The sequence below is a fragment of the Cryobacterium flavum genome, from assembly GCF_900103805.1.
GTDB classification, from domain to species: domain Bacteria; phylum Actinomycetota; class Actinomycetes; order Actinomycetales; family Microbacteriaceae; genus Cryobacterium; species Cryobacterium flavum.
This window is the reverse complement of record NZ_FNIB01000001.1, coordinates 1-16,556: the sequence shown is the minus strand read 5'-3', so window position 1 is coordinate 16,556 and position 16,556 is coordinate 1. Positions and strand designations below refer to the sequence as shown.

Annotated in this window: 13 protein-coding genes; 8 read left to right on the top strand and 5 right to left on the bottom strand. The window is 66.3% G+C overall.

Annotated features, from left to right (window positions below; all coding sequences use genetic code 11):
* Positions 1-97: 97 nt before the first annotated feature.
* Positions 98-1,681 carry a histidine ammonia-lyase gene (gene hutH / locus BLS91_RS00065; RefSeq protein WP_092338029.1) on the bottom strand — a complete coding sequence of 528 codons (1,584 nt, stop codon included), beginning with the start codon at positions 1,679-1,681 and terminating at the stop codon, positions 98-100.
* Between the two features lie 98 nt (positions 1,682-1,779).
* On the opposite strand from hutH, the gene BLS91_RS00060 reads away from it, so the two are divergent.
* Positions 1,780-2,547, top strand: coding sequence for an IclR family transcriptional regulator (locus BLS91_RS00060; RefSeq protein ID WP_092338027.1), 768 nt, complete (start codon positions 1,780-1,782; stop codon positions 2,545-2,547).
* A 135-nt stretch (positions 2,548-2,682) separates the two neighbouring features.
* Here the strand turns inward: BLS91_RS00060 and ykgO are convergent, their stop codons facing one another.
* Positions 2,683-2,805 carry a type B 50S ribosomal protein L36 gene (gene ykgO, locus BLS91_RS00055; RefSeq protein ID WP_092338025.1) on the bottom strand — a complete coding sequence of 41 codons (123 nt, stop codon included), beginning with the start codon at positions 2,803-2,805 and terminating at the stop codon, positions 2,683-2,685.
* Positions 2,806-2,859: 54 nt separating this feature from the next.
* On the opposite strand from ykgO, the gene BLS91_RS00050 reads away from it, so the two are divergent.
* Positions 2,860-3,936 (top strand): GTP-binding protein, encoded by a 1,077-nt coding sequence (locus tag BLS91_RS00050; protein ID WP_092338023.1) that lies wholly within the window; start codon positions 2,860-2,862, stop codon positions 3,934-3,936.
* 1 nt (position 3,937) lies between these two features.
* On the opposite strand, the gene BLS91_RS00045 is transcribed toward BLS91_RS00050, so the two are convergent.
* Positions 3,938-4,399: a GNAT family N-acetyltransferase gene (locus BLS91_RS00045; protein ID WP_092338750.1), complete on the bottom strand. Its 462-nt coding sequence runs from the start codon at positions 4,397-4,399 to the stop codon at positions 3,938-3,940.
* 260 nt (positions 4,400-4,659) lie between these two features.
* Between BLS91_RS00045 and BLS91_RS00040 the strand changes: the two genes are divergently transcribed.
* The 6 genes from BLS91_RS00040 to paaZ all read left to right on the top strand — a co-directional run bounded on the left by BLS91_RS00040 (position 4,660) and on the right by paaZ (position 13,893).
* Positions 4,660-6,819 (top strand): DEAD/DEAH box helicase, encoded by a 2,160-nt coding sequence (locus BLS91_RS00040; RefSeq protein ID WP_092338021.1) that lies wholly within the window; start codon positions 4,660-4,662, stop codon positions 6,817-6,819.
* 187 nt (positions 6,820-7,006) lie between these two features.
* Positions 7,007-8,251, top strand: a complete 1,245-nt coding sequence (locus BLS91_RS00035; RefSeq protein ID WP_092338020.1) for a metal-dependent hydrolase family protein — start codon at positions 7,007-7,009, stop codon at positions 8,249-8,251.
* Positions 8,252-8,315: 64 nt separating this feature from the next.
* Positions 8,316-9,563, top strand: coding sequence for a hypothetical protein (locus BLS91_RS00030; RefSeq protein ID WP_104129885.1), 1,248 nt, complete (start codon positions 8,316-8,318; stop codon positions 9,561-9,563).
* Between the two features lie 144 nt (positions 9,564-9,707).
* Positions 9,708-10,892, top strand: coding sequence for a thiolase family protein (locus tag BLS91_RS00025; protein ID WP_092338016.1), 1,185 nt, complete (start codon positions 9,708-9,710; stop codon positions 10,890-10,892).
* The gene (locus BLS91_RS00020) at positions 10,892-11,785 is read left to right on the top strand and encodes a 3-hydroxyacyl-CoA dehydrogenase family protein (protein WP_092338014.1); all 894 of its coding nucleotides are present in this window, start codon (positions 10,892-10,894) and stop codon (positions 11,783-11,785) included. Before BLS91_RS00025 ends, BLS91_RS00020 begins: the two co-directional genes overlap by 1 nt.
* Positions 11,786-11,835: 50 nt before the next feature.
* Entirely contained in the window at positions 11,836-13,893 is a 2,058-nt protein-coding gene (gene paaZ / locus BLS91_RS00015; protein WP_092338012.1) for a phenylacetic acid degradation bifunctional protein PaaZ, read from the top strand.
* Positions 13,894-13,972: 79 nt separating this feature from the next.
* Here the strand turns inward: paaZ and BLS91_RS00010 are convergent, their stop codons facing one another.
* The gene (locus BLS91_RS00010; protein WP_241983044.1) at positions 13,973-14,350 is read right to left on the bottom strand and encodes a DUF7882 family protein; all 378 of its coding nucleotides are present in this window, start codon (positions 14,348-14,350) and stop codon (positions 13,973-13,975) included.
* Between the two features lie 179 nt (positions 14,351-14,529).
* Positions 14,530-15,780 (bottom strand): low temperature requirement protein A, encoded by a 1,251-nt coding sequence (locus BLS91_RS00005; RefSeq protein ID WP_158252793.1) that lies wholly within the window; start codon positions 15,778-15,780, stop codon positions 14,530-14,532.
* Positions 15,781-16,556 lie beyond the last annotated feature (776 nt).

Genomic DNA, 16,556 nt, shown 5'->3' with positions numbered 1-16,556 from the left:
CTCGGGCGGGCCAGCGTGGCGCAAGTATGGCACGGCACCGCTGCGCTCACAACGGGGCAAATTCACCGTACAAGGTCGCTACAAGGTCGGTCGAGCGTTACACCAGTCCCGAGCCGGCAGCCAAGCGCACCGCGCCCGACGCCACGAGCGCCACGACCCTCTCAATTTCGGGGGAGAGAAAGCGGTCGTGCCCGGGGCCGGCGGCGACGGTGCGCACGAGGTCGCGCACCGCTCCGGTTGCCGCGGCGGGAGTGAGCGGTGCCCTCAGGTCGAGCGATCGGGCGGCGGTCATGATCTCGATCGCGAGCACCCGGCCGAGCCCGTCGAGCGAGCGGCGCAGCTTGCGGGCGGCGTGCCAGCCCATCGATACGTGGTCCTCCTGCATGGCCGACGACGGAATCGAGTCAACGGACGCCGGTGCAGCCAGCCGCTTCAACTCCGACACGATCCCGGCGGCGGTGTACTGGGCGATCATGAGTCCGGAGTCGACGCCAACTTCGTGCGCGAGAAACGGTGGCAGACCCTTGCTGCGGCTCGCGTCGAGGTGACGGTCGGTGCGGCGCTCACTCATGCTCGCGACATCCGCTGAGGCGATGGCGAGAAAGTCGAGCACGTAGCCGAGCGGGGCGCCGTGAAAGTTGCCGTTCGACATGACTCGCCCGCCGACGGTGACGACGGGGTTGTCGATGGCGCTGGCCAGTTCGCGGCCGGCCACGAGGGCGGCATGCGCGGCGGTGTCGCGCGCTGCACCGTGCACCTGTGGGGCGCAGCGCAGCGAGTAGGCGTCCTGCACCGACGTGTCTTCCGGGCCGGCGTGGCTGGCCAGCAGGCCTGAGCCGTGGAGCAGGCGGCGCAGATTCGCGGCACTGTCGGCCTGGCCGAGCTGGGGCCGCAGCTGCTGCAGATCGGCCGCGAAGACGGCATCCGTTCCAAGCAGTGCCTCCACGCTCATCGCCGCCGCGATATCGGCTGTCACGAGCAGGCGGGCGAGGTCGTCCAGGGCGAGCACGAGCATGCCGAGCATGCCGTCGGTGCCGTTGATCAGGGCGAGGCCCTCTTTTTCGGCGAGCACGACCGGCTTGATGCCGGCAGCTTTGAGGGCTTCGTCGCCGCCGAGCAGGGCGCCGGCCGCGTCGCGCGCCTGGCCTTCGCCCATCACGACGAGGGCGCAGTGGGCGAGTGGGGCGAGGTCGCCGGAGCAGCCGAGCGATCCATATTCGTGCACGACCGGGGTGATCTGGGCGTTCAACACGGCCGCGTAGGTCTCGGCGGTGGCCGGCCGCACGCCGGTGCGCCCGGTCATCAACGTCGAAAGCCGCAGCAGCATGAGGGCGCGCACGACCTCGCGTTCCACCTCCGGTCCGCTTCCGGCCGCGTGCGAGCGCACGAGGCTCGCCTGCAGCTGGGCGCGCCGGTCGGCGGTGATGAACGTCGTCGCGAGGGCCCCGAAGCCGGTGGAGATGCCGTAGTGCGGCTCGGTGTCAGCTGCGAGGGCGTCAATGATGGTGCGGGTCGCCCCGACCTGTTCCAGACTCGCCGGGTCGAGGGTGACGCGCGCTTTGTGGCGGGCGACGGCGATCACGTCGGCGAACGAGAGCGCTCCGACTCCCACAACGACGCTCGACGCGGATGCCCCGCTCGGGTTGGTCCGGTCGGTTCTGGGCGTGGCTGCAAGGGTCATACTTCGATTGGACACCCTCGCGGGCCCGGGCAACAGGGCGATACGCTGGACGGTGTCCGGGATACCGGACATGAGCATCCGCTCTGAAAGGATTCGTGATGGCTTCGAAGGTTCCGGCCGCGCAGAGCACCCTGCGGGTTTTGACGCATCTCGCCGCCCAGCGTGGACCGATCCCCGCGGCAGCGCTGGCGGCCGCCCTCGGCCTGCCGCGCTCGACCGTATACCAGCTGCTCGACGTGCTCGTAGCGGAGGGGTTCGTCGTGCACCTGCCGGAAGAACACCGCTACGGGCTCGGCATCGCCGCCTTCGAACTGAGCTCGGGGTTCAGCCGGCAGGAACCGCTCTCCCGGCTCGGCCGCCCGCTGATCGCCCAGCTCGTCGACCGGCTGGGGGAGAGCGCGCACCTCGTGGTGCTGCACGGGCGTGACGTGATCTACCTGGTCGAGGAACGCGCCGCGCACCGCCCGTCCCTCGTTTCCGACGTGGGGGTGCGGCTGCCCGCCCACCTCACCGCCAGCGGACGCGCCCTGCTCGCGGCCCTGCCCGCCGCCCAGTTGCGTGCGCTCTATCCGAACCAGGCGGCGCTCGAACAGCGCGACGGCCGTGGCCCGCACACGAGGCTCGAGCTGCGAGCGGTGCTCGACCGCGTCAAAACGGATGCCTATGCCACCGAAAACGGCGAGATCACGCCCGGCATCGCCTCCGTCGCGCTCGCCGTGCACGACCACGCCGGCTGGCCCGCCGCCGCCATTGCGGTGACCTTCGCGCAGGACCGGTTCGCACCCGGGGATTGGCCGGCGCTCGCCGAAACCGTGGCGGCGACGGCCGCGGAGCTGTCTCGTCGGATCGGTGGCCGGCCGCGATGAGCCGGCCTCGGTGAGGCCCCCTGCGGTGAGCCTGGCCGCGCTGAGCGTCGTGGTACGCCTCCAGGAAGTTGGCACGTGTTCAAACCAGTGCCAACTTCTCAAACACGTGCCGCGACCGCTGCGAAGGCCGCGCGGCTAGCCCTGGCGTGCTTTGGCGCGCGGATTGAGCTTGTTGATCACGAACGTGCGTCCGCGTCGCCGCACGATCTGCGAGCCCGGAACCGCCTTGAGCGCCTTGAGCGAATTGCGTACCTTCATATTTCCCCGATTTAGATTTTTTATTGAGAACGAATATCAATTAGAGTAACAGGCATGCAGACAGAAACGTATCTTCGGGTGAATGTGGTGAGCGGCCTGGCCGGCGCGGGCAAGACGTCGGTGGCGCACAACCTCGGGCGCCAACCGTTCGCCCTGACCACATCGGCGTCCGACGCCCTGCGCACTGTGCTCATCGAAGCGGCCGACAGTGTTCCAACGGGCAGGGGCGAGGCATCCGCTCTCGACGTTTTCGTCGAGGCACCGACCGCGGTCGGGCCGCTCGAGATTGCCAGTTCCCTCGTCGAAACCGGTGACTCACCCGAGCGACTGGCCAGCGGCCACGCCGTGCGTCTCGGCGACCTCATCACCGTGCTGGATGCCGAGCGATTCTGGTCCGACCTCCACCGCGAAACCCTCGCGCCGACTCCCGACGAACACGACGTGAACTATGGCCACGCCCACAACGACCCCGAGCGCACCGTCGGTGACCTGTTGATCGAACAGATCGAGTGGGCGAGTATCGTCGTGATCAACAAGACCGACCTCGTGCCCATGAGCGATTCCGCCGATATTCGCGATTTCGTGCGCCTACTGAACCCGGCCAGCCACATCGTGTTCGCCGAACACGGCCAGGGCAGTGCCGACGGCTGGCCCGTTCCGCGCCGCGACATGTTCGCCTGGCTGCAGCGCAGCCCGGGCTGGGTGCGCCAACTCAACGGCGACGCCCTGCTCTCGCGCAGTCCGCAGGGGCTCACCTGTGTCGTTTACCGGGACGTGCGACCGTTCCACCCAGCGCGCCTGGCCGACTTCTTTCGCGACCGCGCCGAGCAGGCCGGCGAGATCCTGCGCTCCCGCGGACTGTTTCGTCTCGCCACGCGGCCCGCCACCGTCGGCTCCTGGAGCAGCGCCGGTCCCACCATCACCTTCGAACCCACCAGCATGGCGAGCCACGACCCCGAGTCCCCGCTCGGCCAGGAGATCGCCTTCTTCGGCCGCGACCTCGACGCGCGCCTGCTCAGTGCCAACCTTGACGACTGCCTGCTCACCGACGCCGAGTTTCTCGCCGGCCCCATGTTCTGGAACACACTGGCCGACCCGTTCCCGGCCTGGGTGCTCCAAGGTGCCGCCTGAGTCAGAGGCTCTTGGCGAAGCAGAGGCTGAGCTCTTCGCCGACATACGGGCCGAACAGGTCGATCTGCTCGTAGCCGCGACGACGGTAGAGCGCCACCGCCGCGTCCTGCAGCGTGCCGGTCTCCAACGCGAGCGAGCGGATGCCGCGGCCAGCGGCATCCGCTTCGATGCGGTCGAGCAGGCGGCCGGCCACACCGCGGCCCCGAGCCTCGGCGTGCACAAACAGTCGCTTCAGTTCGGCCGTGTCGGCGGAGTCCAGCGGAACCAGAGCCGCCATGCCGCAGGCAGCCCCGTGCGCATCGCGGGCCACATACACGGCGACGCCCGGACGCTCGAGTTCGTCAGTACTAAGTAGGAATGTGTTCTCCACGGGGTAGAGCGAGTATGCGAAGACGGTTCCGGCGGCCAGTAGGGCCTCGACGTCAGCCTGCCGGGGCTGCTCAATACTGATCGAAATGGTCATGTCATCAGAATAGAGCGAGACAATGTGCACACTTGCGCGTGACTTTTCCGGGTGTATCGGGTAGCGTAGACAAGTCGGCTCTTGACACCGCGCTGTGCGCGGATGGGTTTGTAAGTCAAGTTGGGCCGGTTTCCCAGTAATCCGCTGGTGAAAAATCACTGTATGTGAACGGCCCCGACCACAGATTGCTCGGGTTCTCAGTTACGTCGCATGTGCGATGTTGTTCTGCCATGTACTGAACACAACCCAGAGATATCTTTATGCCTCAAGGCAATTCGCACAACTCCACCGTCGGTCGTAATGGTAAGAACTTCGATCCCAAATACTCCAAGGGCGGATCGGGCCACGGCGGTTCCAACAACGCCGGCAGCAAGAGCCCCGGACACCGCGGCTACCGCGCTGACGAGGGAGCCCCCAAGAAGCAGCGCTGGAACGCTGACGAGCGCGCCGCGCGTTCGAACGAGCGCCCCTCGGGCGAGCGTCCGGCTTACGGCTCGCGTTCCGTTCGCCCCGAAAACGGTGGCCGTACCAACAGCGAGCGCAACGAGCGCCCTGCATACAACAACGACCGCCCCCGCACAGACCGTCCGTCGTATAATAACGACCGTCCGTCCTATGGCGACCGCAACAGTGCTCCGCGCACCGAGCGTCCCTCTTATGGTGACCGTGCCCCGCGCAGCGATCGTCCGGCCTATAACAACGACCGTCCGGCCTATGGCGACCGCAACAGTGCTCCGCGCACCGAGCGTCCTTCTTATGGTGACCGTGCCCCGCGCAGCGATCGTCCGGCCTATAACAACGACCGTCCGGCCTATAACAACGACCGTCCGGCCCGCACGGAGCGTCCGTCCTACGGTGACCGTGCCCCGCGCACAGATCGTCCGGCCTATAACAACGACCGTCCGGCCCGCACGGAGCGTCCCTCTTATGGTGACCGTGCCCCGCGCAGCGATCGTCCGGCCTATAACAACGACCGTCCGGCCCGCACGGAGCGTCCGTCCTACGGTGACCGTGCCCCGCGCACAGATCGTCCGGCCTATAACAACGACCGTCCGGCCCGCACGGAGCGTCCGTCCTACGGTGATCGCGCCGAGCGTGCGCCCCGTCGCGACTTCGGTAACGACCGCCCGAGCGATGGCGACAGCAAGTTCTACCCGAAGCGCAGCGAACACGGCGCCAAGCCGAGCTTCGCCGGCGGCGACGACGTCGTACTCGAGCGTCTCGAAGCCATCGCGACGACGGCATCCGATGTCGTCGGTGTGACCTTCGGCGACCTGGGCCTCGGCGAGAACATCGTGCGCGAGCTCGCCGCCCTTGGTGCTCCGTCACCGTTCCCGATCCAGGCCGCGACCATCCCCGACGTGCTCGCCGGGCGCGACGTGCTTGGCCGTGGCAAGACCGGATCCGGCAAGACCATTGCCTTCGGTGCTCCCCTCGTCGAGAAACTCATGGAGAACAACGGAGCCAAGGACCGCAAGATGGCCCGCAAGCCCCGCGCGCTCATCCTGGCCCCGACCCGCGAACTCGCCCTGCAGATCGACCGCACCGTGCAGCCCATCGCCCGCAGCGTCGGCCTCTTCACCACCCAGATCTACGGCGGAGTTCCCCAGTACCGTCAGGTCAGCGCCCTCCAGCGCGGCGTGGACATCATCATCGGCACCGCCGGTCGCATCGAAGACCTCATCGACCAGGGTCGTCTTGACCTCTCCGAAGTTGTCGTCACCGTGCTCGACGAGGCCGACTACATGTGCGACCTCGGGTTCCTGGAGCCGGTGCAGCGCATCCTGCGCCAGACCAAAGCCGGCGGCCAGAAGCTCCTCTTCTCCGCGACCCTCGACAAGGGCGTTGCCTCGCTGGTCAAGGAATTCCTGACCAACCCGGCCGTGCACGAGGTTGCCGGTGAAGACCAGGCCTCCTCGACGATCGACCACCGCGTGCTCGTCATCGAGCACCGCGACAAGGGCCGCATCATTGAAGAGCTCGTCAACCGCGAGGGCAAGACGCTCATCTTCAGCCGCACCCGTGCCTACGCCGAGCAGCTCGCTGACCAGCTCGAAGACGCCGGAGTCAAGGCCACCAGCCTGCACGGTGACCTCAACCAGGCCCGCCGCACCCGCAACCTGCAGATGCTCACCAGCGGCCGGGTCAACGTTCTCGTCGCAACGGATGTCGCTGCTCGCGGAATCCACGTCGACGACATCGACCTGGTCATCCAGGCCGATGCCCCCGACGAGTACAAGACGTACCTCCACCGCGCGGGACGCACCGGCCGCGCCGGCAAGACCGGAACCGTCGTGACGCTCATTCCCAAGCAGCGCAAGCGCCGCATGGACGAGCTGCTCGACCGTGCCGAGATCGACGCGAGCTACACCTCCGCCACCCCCGGTGACGCGGCCGTGCGCGAACTCGCGAGCATCTAGCATCCGCTTGAAGATTCGTTTGTAGACAAGATGGGCATCCACCGTTCGGTGGGTGCTCATTTTGTTTTCTTCCCCATTAGGGGCACGATCAGTTGTAGGCAACCGGGGGAAATGCACGAGGATCGGCCGCACTGACGCAGCCGATGGGCTCCCCGGTCGCCCCGCCGGCACCCACTGAAAGGTCCTCATGACTGTCTCCACCACTGTTTTTCAGAATGCCCACGTTTTTGACGGCGAACGGTTCCTTCCCGAGCCGGCGGACATCGTGTTCACCGGAACCACTGTCGCGGCGGTTGGCCCGCAAGCAGGATCGGACCCGGCCTTCGCGAACGCCAGCGTGATCGATTGCAGCGGCAAGACGGTGCTGCCCGGGCTGATCGACCTGCACATTCACTCCACAACGTCGAATCCGGGCTCACTCCAAGCCTTCACCGAACCGTTCTCCCTGCAGTTTTACGAATCGGTGCGTAATCTCGAAGCCACCCTGCGCGCCGGAATCACCTCGGCACGCGACGCTGGCGGCGCCGATCTGGGCACCAAGCTTGCCGTTGACAGCGGACTGATCAAGGGTCCGCGCCTTCGGCTAGCCATCAGCATCATGTCCCAAACCGGCGGGCACGCGGACTTCTGGCAGCCGTCCGGCGTGGAGTCCCCGACCATGGGATCGCACCCCGGCCGCCCAAGCGGAATCGCGGACGGAGTCGAAGAAGTGCGCAAGGTCACTCGACGCATGCTTCGGGCCGGCGCCGACCAAATCAAGATCTGCTCGACCGGCGGTGTGCTCTCGCCCACGGACGACCCGCGCCACTCGCAATTCACCGAGGCCGAGATTCGGGTCATCGTGGACGAGGCCGAAGCGCAGGGCAAATACGTCATGGCGCACGCGCAGGGAGCTGCCGGAATCAAGAACGCTCTGCGCATGGGCGTGCGCACCATTGAGCACGGAATCTATCTCGACGACGAAGCCATCGCCCTGTTTCTGGAAAAGAACGCGTACCTCGTTCCCACCCTTGCCGCGCCGGAGGCTGTCATCCGCAAGGCGGCATCGGGACAGAGCGGACTTTCGCCGCTGGTCATCGCGAAAGCCCACCAGGTGATTGACATTCACCGCGAATCCATTCGGCGAGCAGTCGCCGCCGGTGTGCGCATCGCCATGGGCACCGACTCCGGGGTGGGCGTGCACGGCGAAAACCTGCAGGAGCTGGCCCTGCTCGCCGGAGTGGGCATGACACTCGAGCAGGTGCTCGCAGCCACGACGTCGGTGGCCGGAGAGCTCATCACTCCCATCGGATCCATTGGGCGATTGGCTCCGTCGTACCTGGCGGACGCCGTGGTTCTGAACACTCGCCTGGACTCCGTCGACCAGCTCGCCTCACTCCCCACCATGATCGACCAGGTGTGGAAGGACGGCCGAAACCAGTTCCCCGCGTAGCTGATTTCGCCCCGTCGCCTGTCGGAACGTTTCGCTCAGTGTTGAGAAGAAAAGGCCTGGATTGATGTTAGAACAACCGATTTATGTCGCTACGGTGATTATTCTGCTCCTCGCCGTCGGCGAGGTGATTTCCATTCTGTCGAAGGCCTGGATACCGTCCCTCCTGATTATCTTCGTCGGCTATCTCGTGCTTATCTGGACCGGCGTCCTGCCGGCCGACCTGATACCGAACTCGGCGTTTGCGGCCGTGGGCTCGCTTCTGGTGGCGGCCGTCATCACGCACATGGGCACGCTGATACCGATCAGTCAGCTCCGCTCGCAATACAAAGCGATCTTGATCGCACTGTTCGGAATCGTTCTCGGTGCGGGGCTGATCCTGCTGGTCGTGTCGCCGATCCTCGGTTACGCCACGGCCGTGGCCGGTGCCGGGCCGGTGACCGGGGGCATCCTTGCCTACATCATCACCGCTGAGCGACTGACCGAGTTGGGCCTGAATCATCTCGTCGTCATCCCCGCACTCGTGCTGGGCGTGCAAAGCCTCATCGGCATGCCGCTGGCGAACATTCTTCTGCGTAAGTACGCGGTGAAACTTCGTGACGGCGGACAGCTGCAACCGACCTCCGCATCAGACTCGATCGCATCAAGTGCCGATGGCGGCACCGACCGTGTGAGTGCCGCCGGTGCGCGCACCGCACTTGCCACCCACCTGCAGGCGCGCCCCGCGACCACCACAGCGAAAAAAATTCAGCTGCTGCCGGAACGCTTTCAGGAACCGACCATCATCCTGATGCTGTTGCTGGCTTCGGGAAGTTTAGCCACGTTGCTGGGATCGATCACCGGTGTCAACTATGGAATCTGGGCGCTGGCAATCGGGATCATTGGCCACGTGCTCGGAATTTTCCCGCCCAAGGCAATGCAGCGGGCAAATGCTTTCGGTCTCGCCATGGCGACGGTCATCGTGGTCGTCCTCGCGAGTATGAGCTCGGTCACCTGGAACGACATGCTTCAGGCATTCTGGCCCGTGCTGCTGATCCTCGGCGTTGGCGGAATCGGCATTATCGGCGGAGGGTGGATCGCCTCGAAAATTTTCAAGTGGGACCCGCTGAAGGGCATTCCCGTTGCTTTGACGGCAATGTTTGGCTTTCCGGGGGATTACATTCTCTGCCAGGAAATCAGCCGTTCCGTGGGGCGCACTGCAGACGAGCAAAAGGCGATTTTTGATGAGCTGATCACTCCCATGCTCGTGGGCGGCTTCACCACGGTCACGACGGCGTCGATCGTGGTGGCATCGATTCTGGTGCAGACCATTTAGTCGGCGTGACCGCTCGCGTCGGCACCGACTGAGAATTCGGGAGTTGCCGCGCGAGCATCCGTCTGCCAGAATTACTTTCCGAACGGTCGGTAAGTTACGACTCGTTTCCACACGCACACGCAGACACCGTCGTCAGGAGAAAACATGGCTGAGGCCTACCTCGTTGGAGGAGCACGCACCCCCGTAGGTCGGTACGGCGGAGCGCTGGCCACAGTTCGCCCCGATGACCTCGCCGCGCTCGTCGTCGGCGAGGCCGTGCGCCGCGCCGGCATCGATCCGGGCCTGGTCGAAGAGATCATCTTCGGCGCCGCCACCCAGGCCGGCGAAGACAACCGCAACGTCGCCCGCATGGCCGGGCTGTTGGCCGGGCTGCCCGACCACGTGCCGGGGATCACCGTGAACCGGCTGTGTGCCTCGGGCATGTCGGCGATCACCATGGCCGCGCAGGCAATCCGCGCCGGAGACGCCGATCTCATGATCGCCGGCGGCGTCGAGTCGATGACCCGCGCCCCCTGGGTGCAGGCCAAACCCGACCGCGCCTGGGCCAAGCCCGGTGCCCAGTTCGACACCTCCATCGGCTGGCGTTTCGTGAACCCCAAACTCGCCGCCCGCGACAAAGCCACCTTCTCGATGTCCGAGACCGCCGAAGAGGTCGCCCGCCTCGACGGCATCACCCGCGAAGAAGCGGATGCCTTCGCCCTTCGCAGCCACCAGCGCGCCGCCGCCGCGATCGACGCGGGCCATTTCGTCGATGAGATCGTCGGCGTGCCTACCAAAAAGGGCGAGGTCCTCGTCGATGAGGGCTTGCGCCGCGAGACCACCCTCGAGGGCCTCGCCGCCCTGCGGCCCATTGTCGCCGGTGGCTCCGTCGTTACAGCCGGCAACGCGAGCTCGCTCAATGACGGCGCCTCCGCGGTTCTCGTGGCGAGCGGCGAGGCCGTGAAAAAGTACGGCCTCACGCCGCGCGCTCGCATCGTGGTCGGTGCCAACGTGGGCCTGGCCCCGGAGATCATGGGCCTCGGGCCGGTCGCCGCCACTCAGCGAGCCCTCGAGCGCAGCGGCCTGAGCCTCGCCGACCTCGGCGCCATCGAACTCAACGAAGCCTTCGCCACCCAGTCGATCGCGTGCATCCGCCGCCTCGGCCTCGACGAAGAAATTGTCAACCGCGACGGCGGCGCGATCGCGCTCGGGCATCCGCTCGGGTCAAGCGGTGCACGCCTGGTCGTCACCCTGCTCGCCCGCATGGAGCGGGAAAACGCCCAGCACGGCCTCGCCACCATGTGTGTCGGCGTCGGCCAGGGCTCGGCCCTCATTTTGGAGCGTGTCTGATGAGCGTGTCTGAACTTGAACTCGGTGACCGCGGCGAAAGTGGCGTGCCTGATCGCGTCGGCGTGCTCGGCGGCGGGCGCATGGGCGCCGGAATCGCCCACGCCTTCCTGCTCGCGGGAGCCCACGTGGCTCTGGTCGAGCGCGACGACACCGAGGCTGCGGCCGCCCGCGAGCGAGTGCTGCGCGCCGTCGACGCCAGTATCACCCGCGGCGCTACCGGGGAGACCCGCCCCGAGCTTGAGGCCCGCCTCGCCGTTGGCGCCGATTTCGGCCTGTTCAGCGACCGCGAACTCGTCGTCGAAGCCGTTCCCGAGGTACGCGCACTCAAGGTGGAAGCCCTGCAGAAGGTCGAGGCCCACCTTCCCGCCGATGCCGCACTCGCCAGTAACACCTCGTCGATCTCGATCGACGACCTCGCCGACGAGCTCAAGCGCCCGGCCCGCTTTCTCGGCCTGCACTTCTTCAACCCGGTGCCCGCCTCGAACCTGGTCGAACTCGTCACCGGCAGCGCTACCTCGCCCGAATTGGTAGCGGATGCCCAGAGCTGGGTTTCCGCGCTCGGCAAGACTCCGATCACCGTCAGTGACGCCCCCGGATTCGCCTCGTCGCGCCTCGGCGTGGCCCTTGGGCTCGAAGCCATCCGCATGCTCGAGGAGGGTGTCGCGAGCGCCTCGGATATTGATGCCGCGATGATGCTGGGCTACAAGCATCCGGTGGGGCCGTTGAAACTGACCGACCTGGTCGGGCTCGACGTGCGGCTCGGCATCGCCGAATACCTGCACCAGCAGCTCGGCGCCCGCTTCGAACCGCCCGCGCTGCTGCGCAAGCTCGTCGCCGAAGGCAAGCTCGGCCGCAAGTCCGGCCAGGGCTTCTACCGCTGGGACGAAGCCTGATGCCCGCCCGCACCGATACCGCACCCCGCACGCGCATTGAAGGAGACCCCATGATGACCATCCTGCCCAGCTACGTTCAGGGCGCCTGGTGGACCCCGACTTCCACAGACGCCGCCGTCGACGTCTGTGACGCCTCGACCGGTGAGGTCGTCACCCGCGTCAGCACCCGGGGCCTTGACCTCGCCGCCGCCCTCGAGTACGCCCGCACCGTCGGCCAGAAATCGCTCGGCGAGCTCACCTTTCACCAGCGTGCCGTTCTGCTCAAGCAGATGGCGCTGCTGCTGACCGAGCACAAGCAGGAGCTCTACGCGCTGTCCAGCCGTACCGGCGCCACCAAGGTGGACTCCTGGGTCGACATCGACGGCGGCATCGGCGTGCTGTTCAGCTACTCCTCCAAGGGACGCCGCGAGCTGCCCAACGCCCGCGTCTACGTCGACGGGCCGGTTGAGCCGCTCTCCAAGGACGGCTCTTTCATCGCCCGCCACATCTATTCACGCCTGCCCGGAGTGGCCGTGCAGATCAACGCCTTCAACTTTCCGGTCTGGGGCGCGTTGGAGAAGTTCGCACCGGCCTTCCTCGCCGGGGTGCCGACTCTGGTGAAGCCCGCGACGCCCTCCGGCTACCTCGCCGAGGCCTTCGTACGCATCCTCGCCGACTCCGGCCTGCTGCCCGAGGGCTCGCTGCAGCTCGTGTCCGGCAGCGTGCCCAGTTTGTTCGACGACGTGCGCCTCGGCGACCTTGTTGCCTTCACCGGGTCGGCCTCCACCGCCGAGAAGCTGCGCGCGAGCGACTCCGTGCAGACCGGGGGAGTGCGCTTCACCAACGAGACCGACTCGATCAACGCCTCGATTCTCGGAACAGATGCCGCCGCCGGAACCCCCGAATTCGACGCCTTCGTCAAGCAGGTCGTCACCGAGATGACGGTCAAGGCCGGCCAGAAGTGCACCGCGATCCGCCGCGTCATCGTGCCGCGTGCGGCCATGGATGACGTCATCGCGGCCGTGCAGGCGCGCATCACCGAGCGCATCGTCCTCGGCGACCCGCGCGCCCAGGGAGTCACCATGGGCCCGCTCGCCTCCGCCGCGCAGCGCCTCGAGGTGCTCAAGCAGGTTGCCCGCCTGCAGGAGGCCGGCGGCAAGCTGGTCGTCGGCCAAACGGATGCTCCGCTCGTTCTCCACGCAGACGGCACGACCGCGCTCGCTCCCGACGGTGCCTTCGTCGAGCCGCTGCTGCTGCGCTTCGACGACGCCTCCGCTGCCGCCGTGCACGAGGTCGAGGCCTTCGGCCCGGTCTCGAGTGTGCTCGGCTACGACACCCTCGATGAGGCCATCGCCCTCGTGCGCCGGGGTGGCGGGTCGCTCGTGACCAGTATCGCCACCCACGACCCGTCAGTGGCCGTCGCCTTGATGACCGGCATCTCGGCCTTCAACGGCCGCGTGCTGGTGCTCGACCGCGATGACGCCCGCACCTCCACCGGGCACGGTTCGCCGGTGCCGCAGCTCGTGCACGGCGGACCCGGGCGGGCCGGCGGCGGTGAAGAGCTCGGCGGTATCCGTGCAGTGCTGCACCACATGCAGCGCACCGCCATTCAGGGCTCGCCCGAGATGCTCACGGCCATCACCGGAATCTGGCACCAGGGCGCGTCTGCGCGAGCCGGCGACACGCATCCGTTCCGAAAGAGCCTGGCCGAACTCGTGATCGGCGACCAGATCGTGTCCGATTACCGCACGGTCACCCTCGACGACATCGAAACCTTCGCCCAGTTCACCGGGGATACCTTCTACGCCCACATGGACGAGGAAGCCGCCGCCGCGAACCCGTTCTTCCCGGGCCGGGTGGCGCACGGCTACCTGCTGGTCTCCTGGGCCGCCGGTCTGTTCGTCGATCCGGCGCCTGGGCCGGTGCTGGCCAACTCGGGTCTCGAGAACCTGAAGTTCGTCACGCCGGTGTCGCCCGGCGACAGCATCCGCGTCGCGCTCACCGCGAAGCAGATTACCCCGCGCGAGACCGACGACTACGGCGATGTGCGCTGGGATGCCGTGCTGACCAATCAGAACGACGAGCTCGTGGCCTCCTACGACGTGCTGACCCTGGTCGCCAAGCACTAGGTAGGGATTCGAAAGCGGGCCCGCGCAAAGATCGTGGGCCCGCTTTCGTCATCCAGCTTGCACCTGGGCGCAGCGCGGATTAAACCAACACGGTGTCGGTGCGCGCTGTCGTGCGCGCCTCGATCGTGGTCTTCGGCCGCGAGGTTGGGGTCGTCGCGGGCAAGGAACCGGCCTCACTGACGATGAAGAGTCCCTGGGCGCTGTTGGCTGAGCGGCTGAGGTCTTCGATCCACTGTCGGTTGAGCTTGGCCGCGTGTCCGCCGGCGTACTTGAAGTACAGCGGGATCGCCGGATTCATCCAGATCGAGCTGTGACCGGAACCGACCGCGGCGGAGTCCTGCCAGGACAGGAGAAAACTCTCGCTCCGGCGCAGCTTCTGCGCAATCACGAGCTGAAGGTGCGCCAGGGTGCGATCATCGATCTCCACGACGACGCGGTCATACGTAAGTGAACCCATGATTGCTTTCCTGTCCGTTTCAGCGATGCAACTCATCTCAGTATTACTTTCGCGCGCGCACACTAGTAGGGTCCAACGTCCTCACTTGCCCCGTCCGCACCACGTTCGGGGCCCGGGCCCCGTCCCTGGGCCCAGTTTCTATACTGGGCCCGCGGTCACAAGGTGGGCCCGGCATCCGCTCAGCCAGCGTCGTCGTCGGTCGTGCCGGCGCGAACGCGCGAGATCGTCTCCCCGGCCGCGACGATCACCAAGATAACCGAGGTCACGACGCCCAACCCGAGCGGGGTCAAGAGAGCACCCGCAGCACCGGCCAGGGCGAGCAACCCGATCCCCACGAGGTGCGACACGAGCAGGGTGCGCGTGACGATCCAGCGAAACAGCAACAGTCCCACCAGGTAGAACAGCGGCCCGCCAACGATGGTCACGGCCACCGGCAGCGTCATGGCATCCTCTGGGTGTTCCAGCACCGACTTGTCGGCGACCGAGGTCAGCACGATGCCCGCGATGATGATGGCATGCACGTAGGTGTATGCCAGCCGAGCAATGCGGCCCGGCTCGCTCGATGCCGCAATCGCCTTGCTGCCGGCTCGCTCGCCGTGATCGAAATACAGCCACCACATCGCCAGCCCGTTGACGAAGGCGAGAAACAACCCGGTTATCCCCAGAGCGGATGCCTCCTGGTCGACGAAAGCAAACCCGGTCACCAGAAAAGACTCACCGACGGCGATGATCACGAACAGGGCGCTGCGCTCGGCGATGTGCGGCCCGGAGACATCCCAATCGTCGACGCCCGGCGCTTTCAGCCCGGGGATGCGAAATCCGAGGCTCGCCGAACCATACTCAATGGCCAGGGCGATCAGCCAGGCCGGAAGCCGCACGGACAACGGCATGAGACCACCGATGATCCAGAACACGCTGGCCACGGACAGCCAGAGCAGAATGCGCAGAAAGGTCGCGTGCAGGGCCGGATCGTGGCGGGCCAGGGCGAGCACCATGAACACCGTGCGGCCGAGTTGCAGAACGACATAAGCGATGGCGAAGACCAACCCCTGATCGCCGAAGGACTCGTAGATCGACGTGCTGATCACCAGACCCACGAGGGACAGCCCGATCACCACGCCGCGTACCGGCAGCTTGGCCGGGTCGAGCCAGTTGGTCACCCACGTCGTGTATACCCAGAGCCACCACAGCGCGAGCACCAGGATGATCGATTCCAGCGCACCGACCCAGGACTGGTTGGCGTACAGGTAGCGCGACAGCTGGGTGAGGGCAAAGACGAAGATCAGGTCGAAGAACAGCTCGATGTAGGTGACCCGGTCGCTTCGGGCGGAATCGGCCGGCCGCAGCAGGCTCCGGCGAAACCCCAGGCGCAGAATCCACGCGCGATGCTCAAACGGATGCTGCTGCTTCGTCTTCCCGGATCGGCTCACCTCCCCAGTCTCCCCCGTGCGGGTCAAACCCGCACGACACCTCCCTCATCCACCAGTGCAATTCCGGACGGGGCCCGGGCCCCGTCCCCGGGCCCAGTTTATAAACTGGGCCCGGGGCTAGAAGGTGGGCCCGGTCGTCGTTCTGGGTGCGGCCCAGCGGATGCTGCCTCGCCCGCTTTCCTCGCGCGGTTTACGCATGCTTTGAGGACGGGGCCCAGGCCCCGTCCGTGGGCCCAGTTTATGAACTGGGTCCGGGTTAGAAAGTGGGCCCGGGGGGCGCGGAGCGCAGTCGGGTCCATAGATCGTTGATCGAGCTTGTCGAGATCGTCATCGGCCAACGCTGGTCGGTCTGCGTGGCGGGTGCAGACCGGCCCGGGCGCGGGCGACACGCCCGGGTGGGGTGCGTTTTGACGGGTGGGTGTGGTGGCCGTAATGTATCTATACGTACCCCAAAGGTGCGAAAAGCCGCAGTGCTTTTCGGCCTCATGTGGGACCAGATCGTAGCCAAATCAGCTGAGAGTGCTTGTTTCAAGTGCGTTGAAGTTGGGCTAGGATAGTAAGCCTCCCATCGAGTGTGTGTTGCTGGTTGAGTCGGGTTTTCTGAGCGTTTTGGTGTGCTTTGCATGCCGAAAACTGCCCGGTTTGGCCGATTTGACAGCGACTGGCTGGGTGGGTAAGTTAGACAAGTTGCCCCGGAGCGACAGCCCAGAACAGGGCCTGAAGTCGGGTGTGTCCGATCCTTGAGAACTCAACAGCGTGCACAATGTCAAATGCCA

Coding starts and splice junctions, on each gene's coding strand:
- ykgO (WP_092338025.1), bottom strand. CDS start 2,805: ATGAAGGTACGCAATTCGCTCAAGGCGCTCAAGGCGGTTCCGGGCTCG.
- BLS91_RS00020 (WP_092338014.1), top strand. CDS start 10,892: ATGAGCGTGTCTGAACTTGAACTCGGTGACCGCGGCGAAAGTGGCGTG.
- BLS91_RS00045 (WP_092338750.1), bottom strand. CDS start 4,399: ATGACCATTTCGATCAGTATTGAGCAGCCCCGGCAGGCTGACGTCGAG.
- BLS91_RS00050 (WP_092338023.1), top strand. CDS start 2,860: ATGCAGACAGAAACGTATCTTCGGGTGAATGTGGTGAGCGGCCTGGCC.
- BLS91_RS00025 (WP_092338016.1), top strand. CDS start 9,708: ATGGCTGAGGCCTACCTCGTTGGAGGAGCACGCACCCCCGTAGGTCGG.
- BLS91_RS00060 (WP_092338027.1), top strand. CDS start 1,780: ATGGCTTCGAAGGTTCCGGCCGCGCAGAGCACCCTGCGGGTTTTGACG.
- BLS91_RS00010 (WP_241983044.1), bottom strand. CDS start 14,350: ATGGGTTCACTTACGTATGACCGCGTCGTCGTGGAGATCGATGATCGC.
- paaZ (WP_092338012.1), top strand. CDS start 11,836: ATGATGACCATCCTGCCCAGCTACGTTCAGGGCGCCTGGTGGACCCCG.
- BLS91_RS00030 (WP_104129885.1), top strand. CDS start 8,316: ATGTTAGAACAACCGATTTATGTCGCTACGGTGATTATTCTGCTCCTC.
- BLS91_RS00040 (WP_092338021.1), top strand. CDS start 4,660: ATGCCTCAAGGCAATTCGCACAACTCCACCGTCGGTCGTAATGGTAAG.
- hutH (WP_092338029.1), bottom strand. CDS start 1,681: ATGACCCTTGCAGCCACGCCCAGAACCGACCGGACCAACCCGAGCGGG.
- BLS91_RS00035 (WP_092338020.1), top strand. CDS start 7,007: ATGACTGTCTCCACCACTGTTTTTCAGAATGCCCACGTTTTTGACGGC.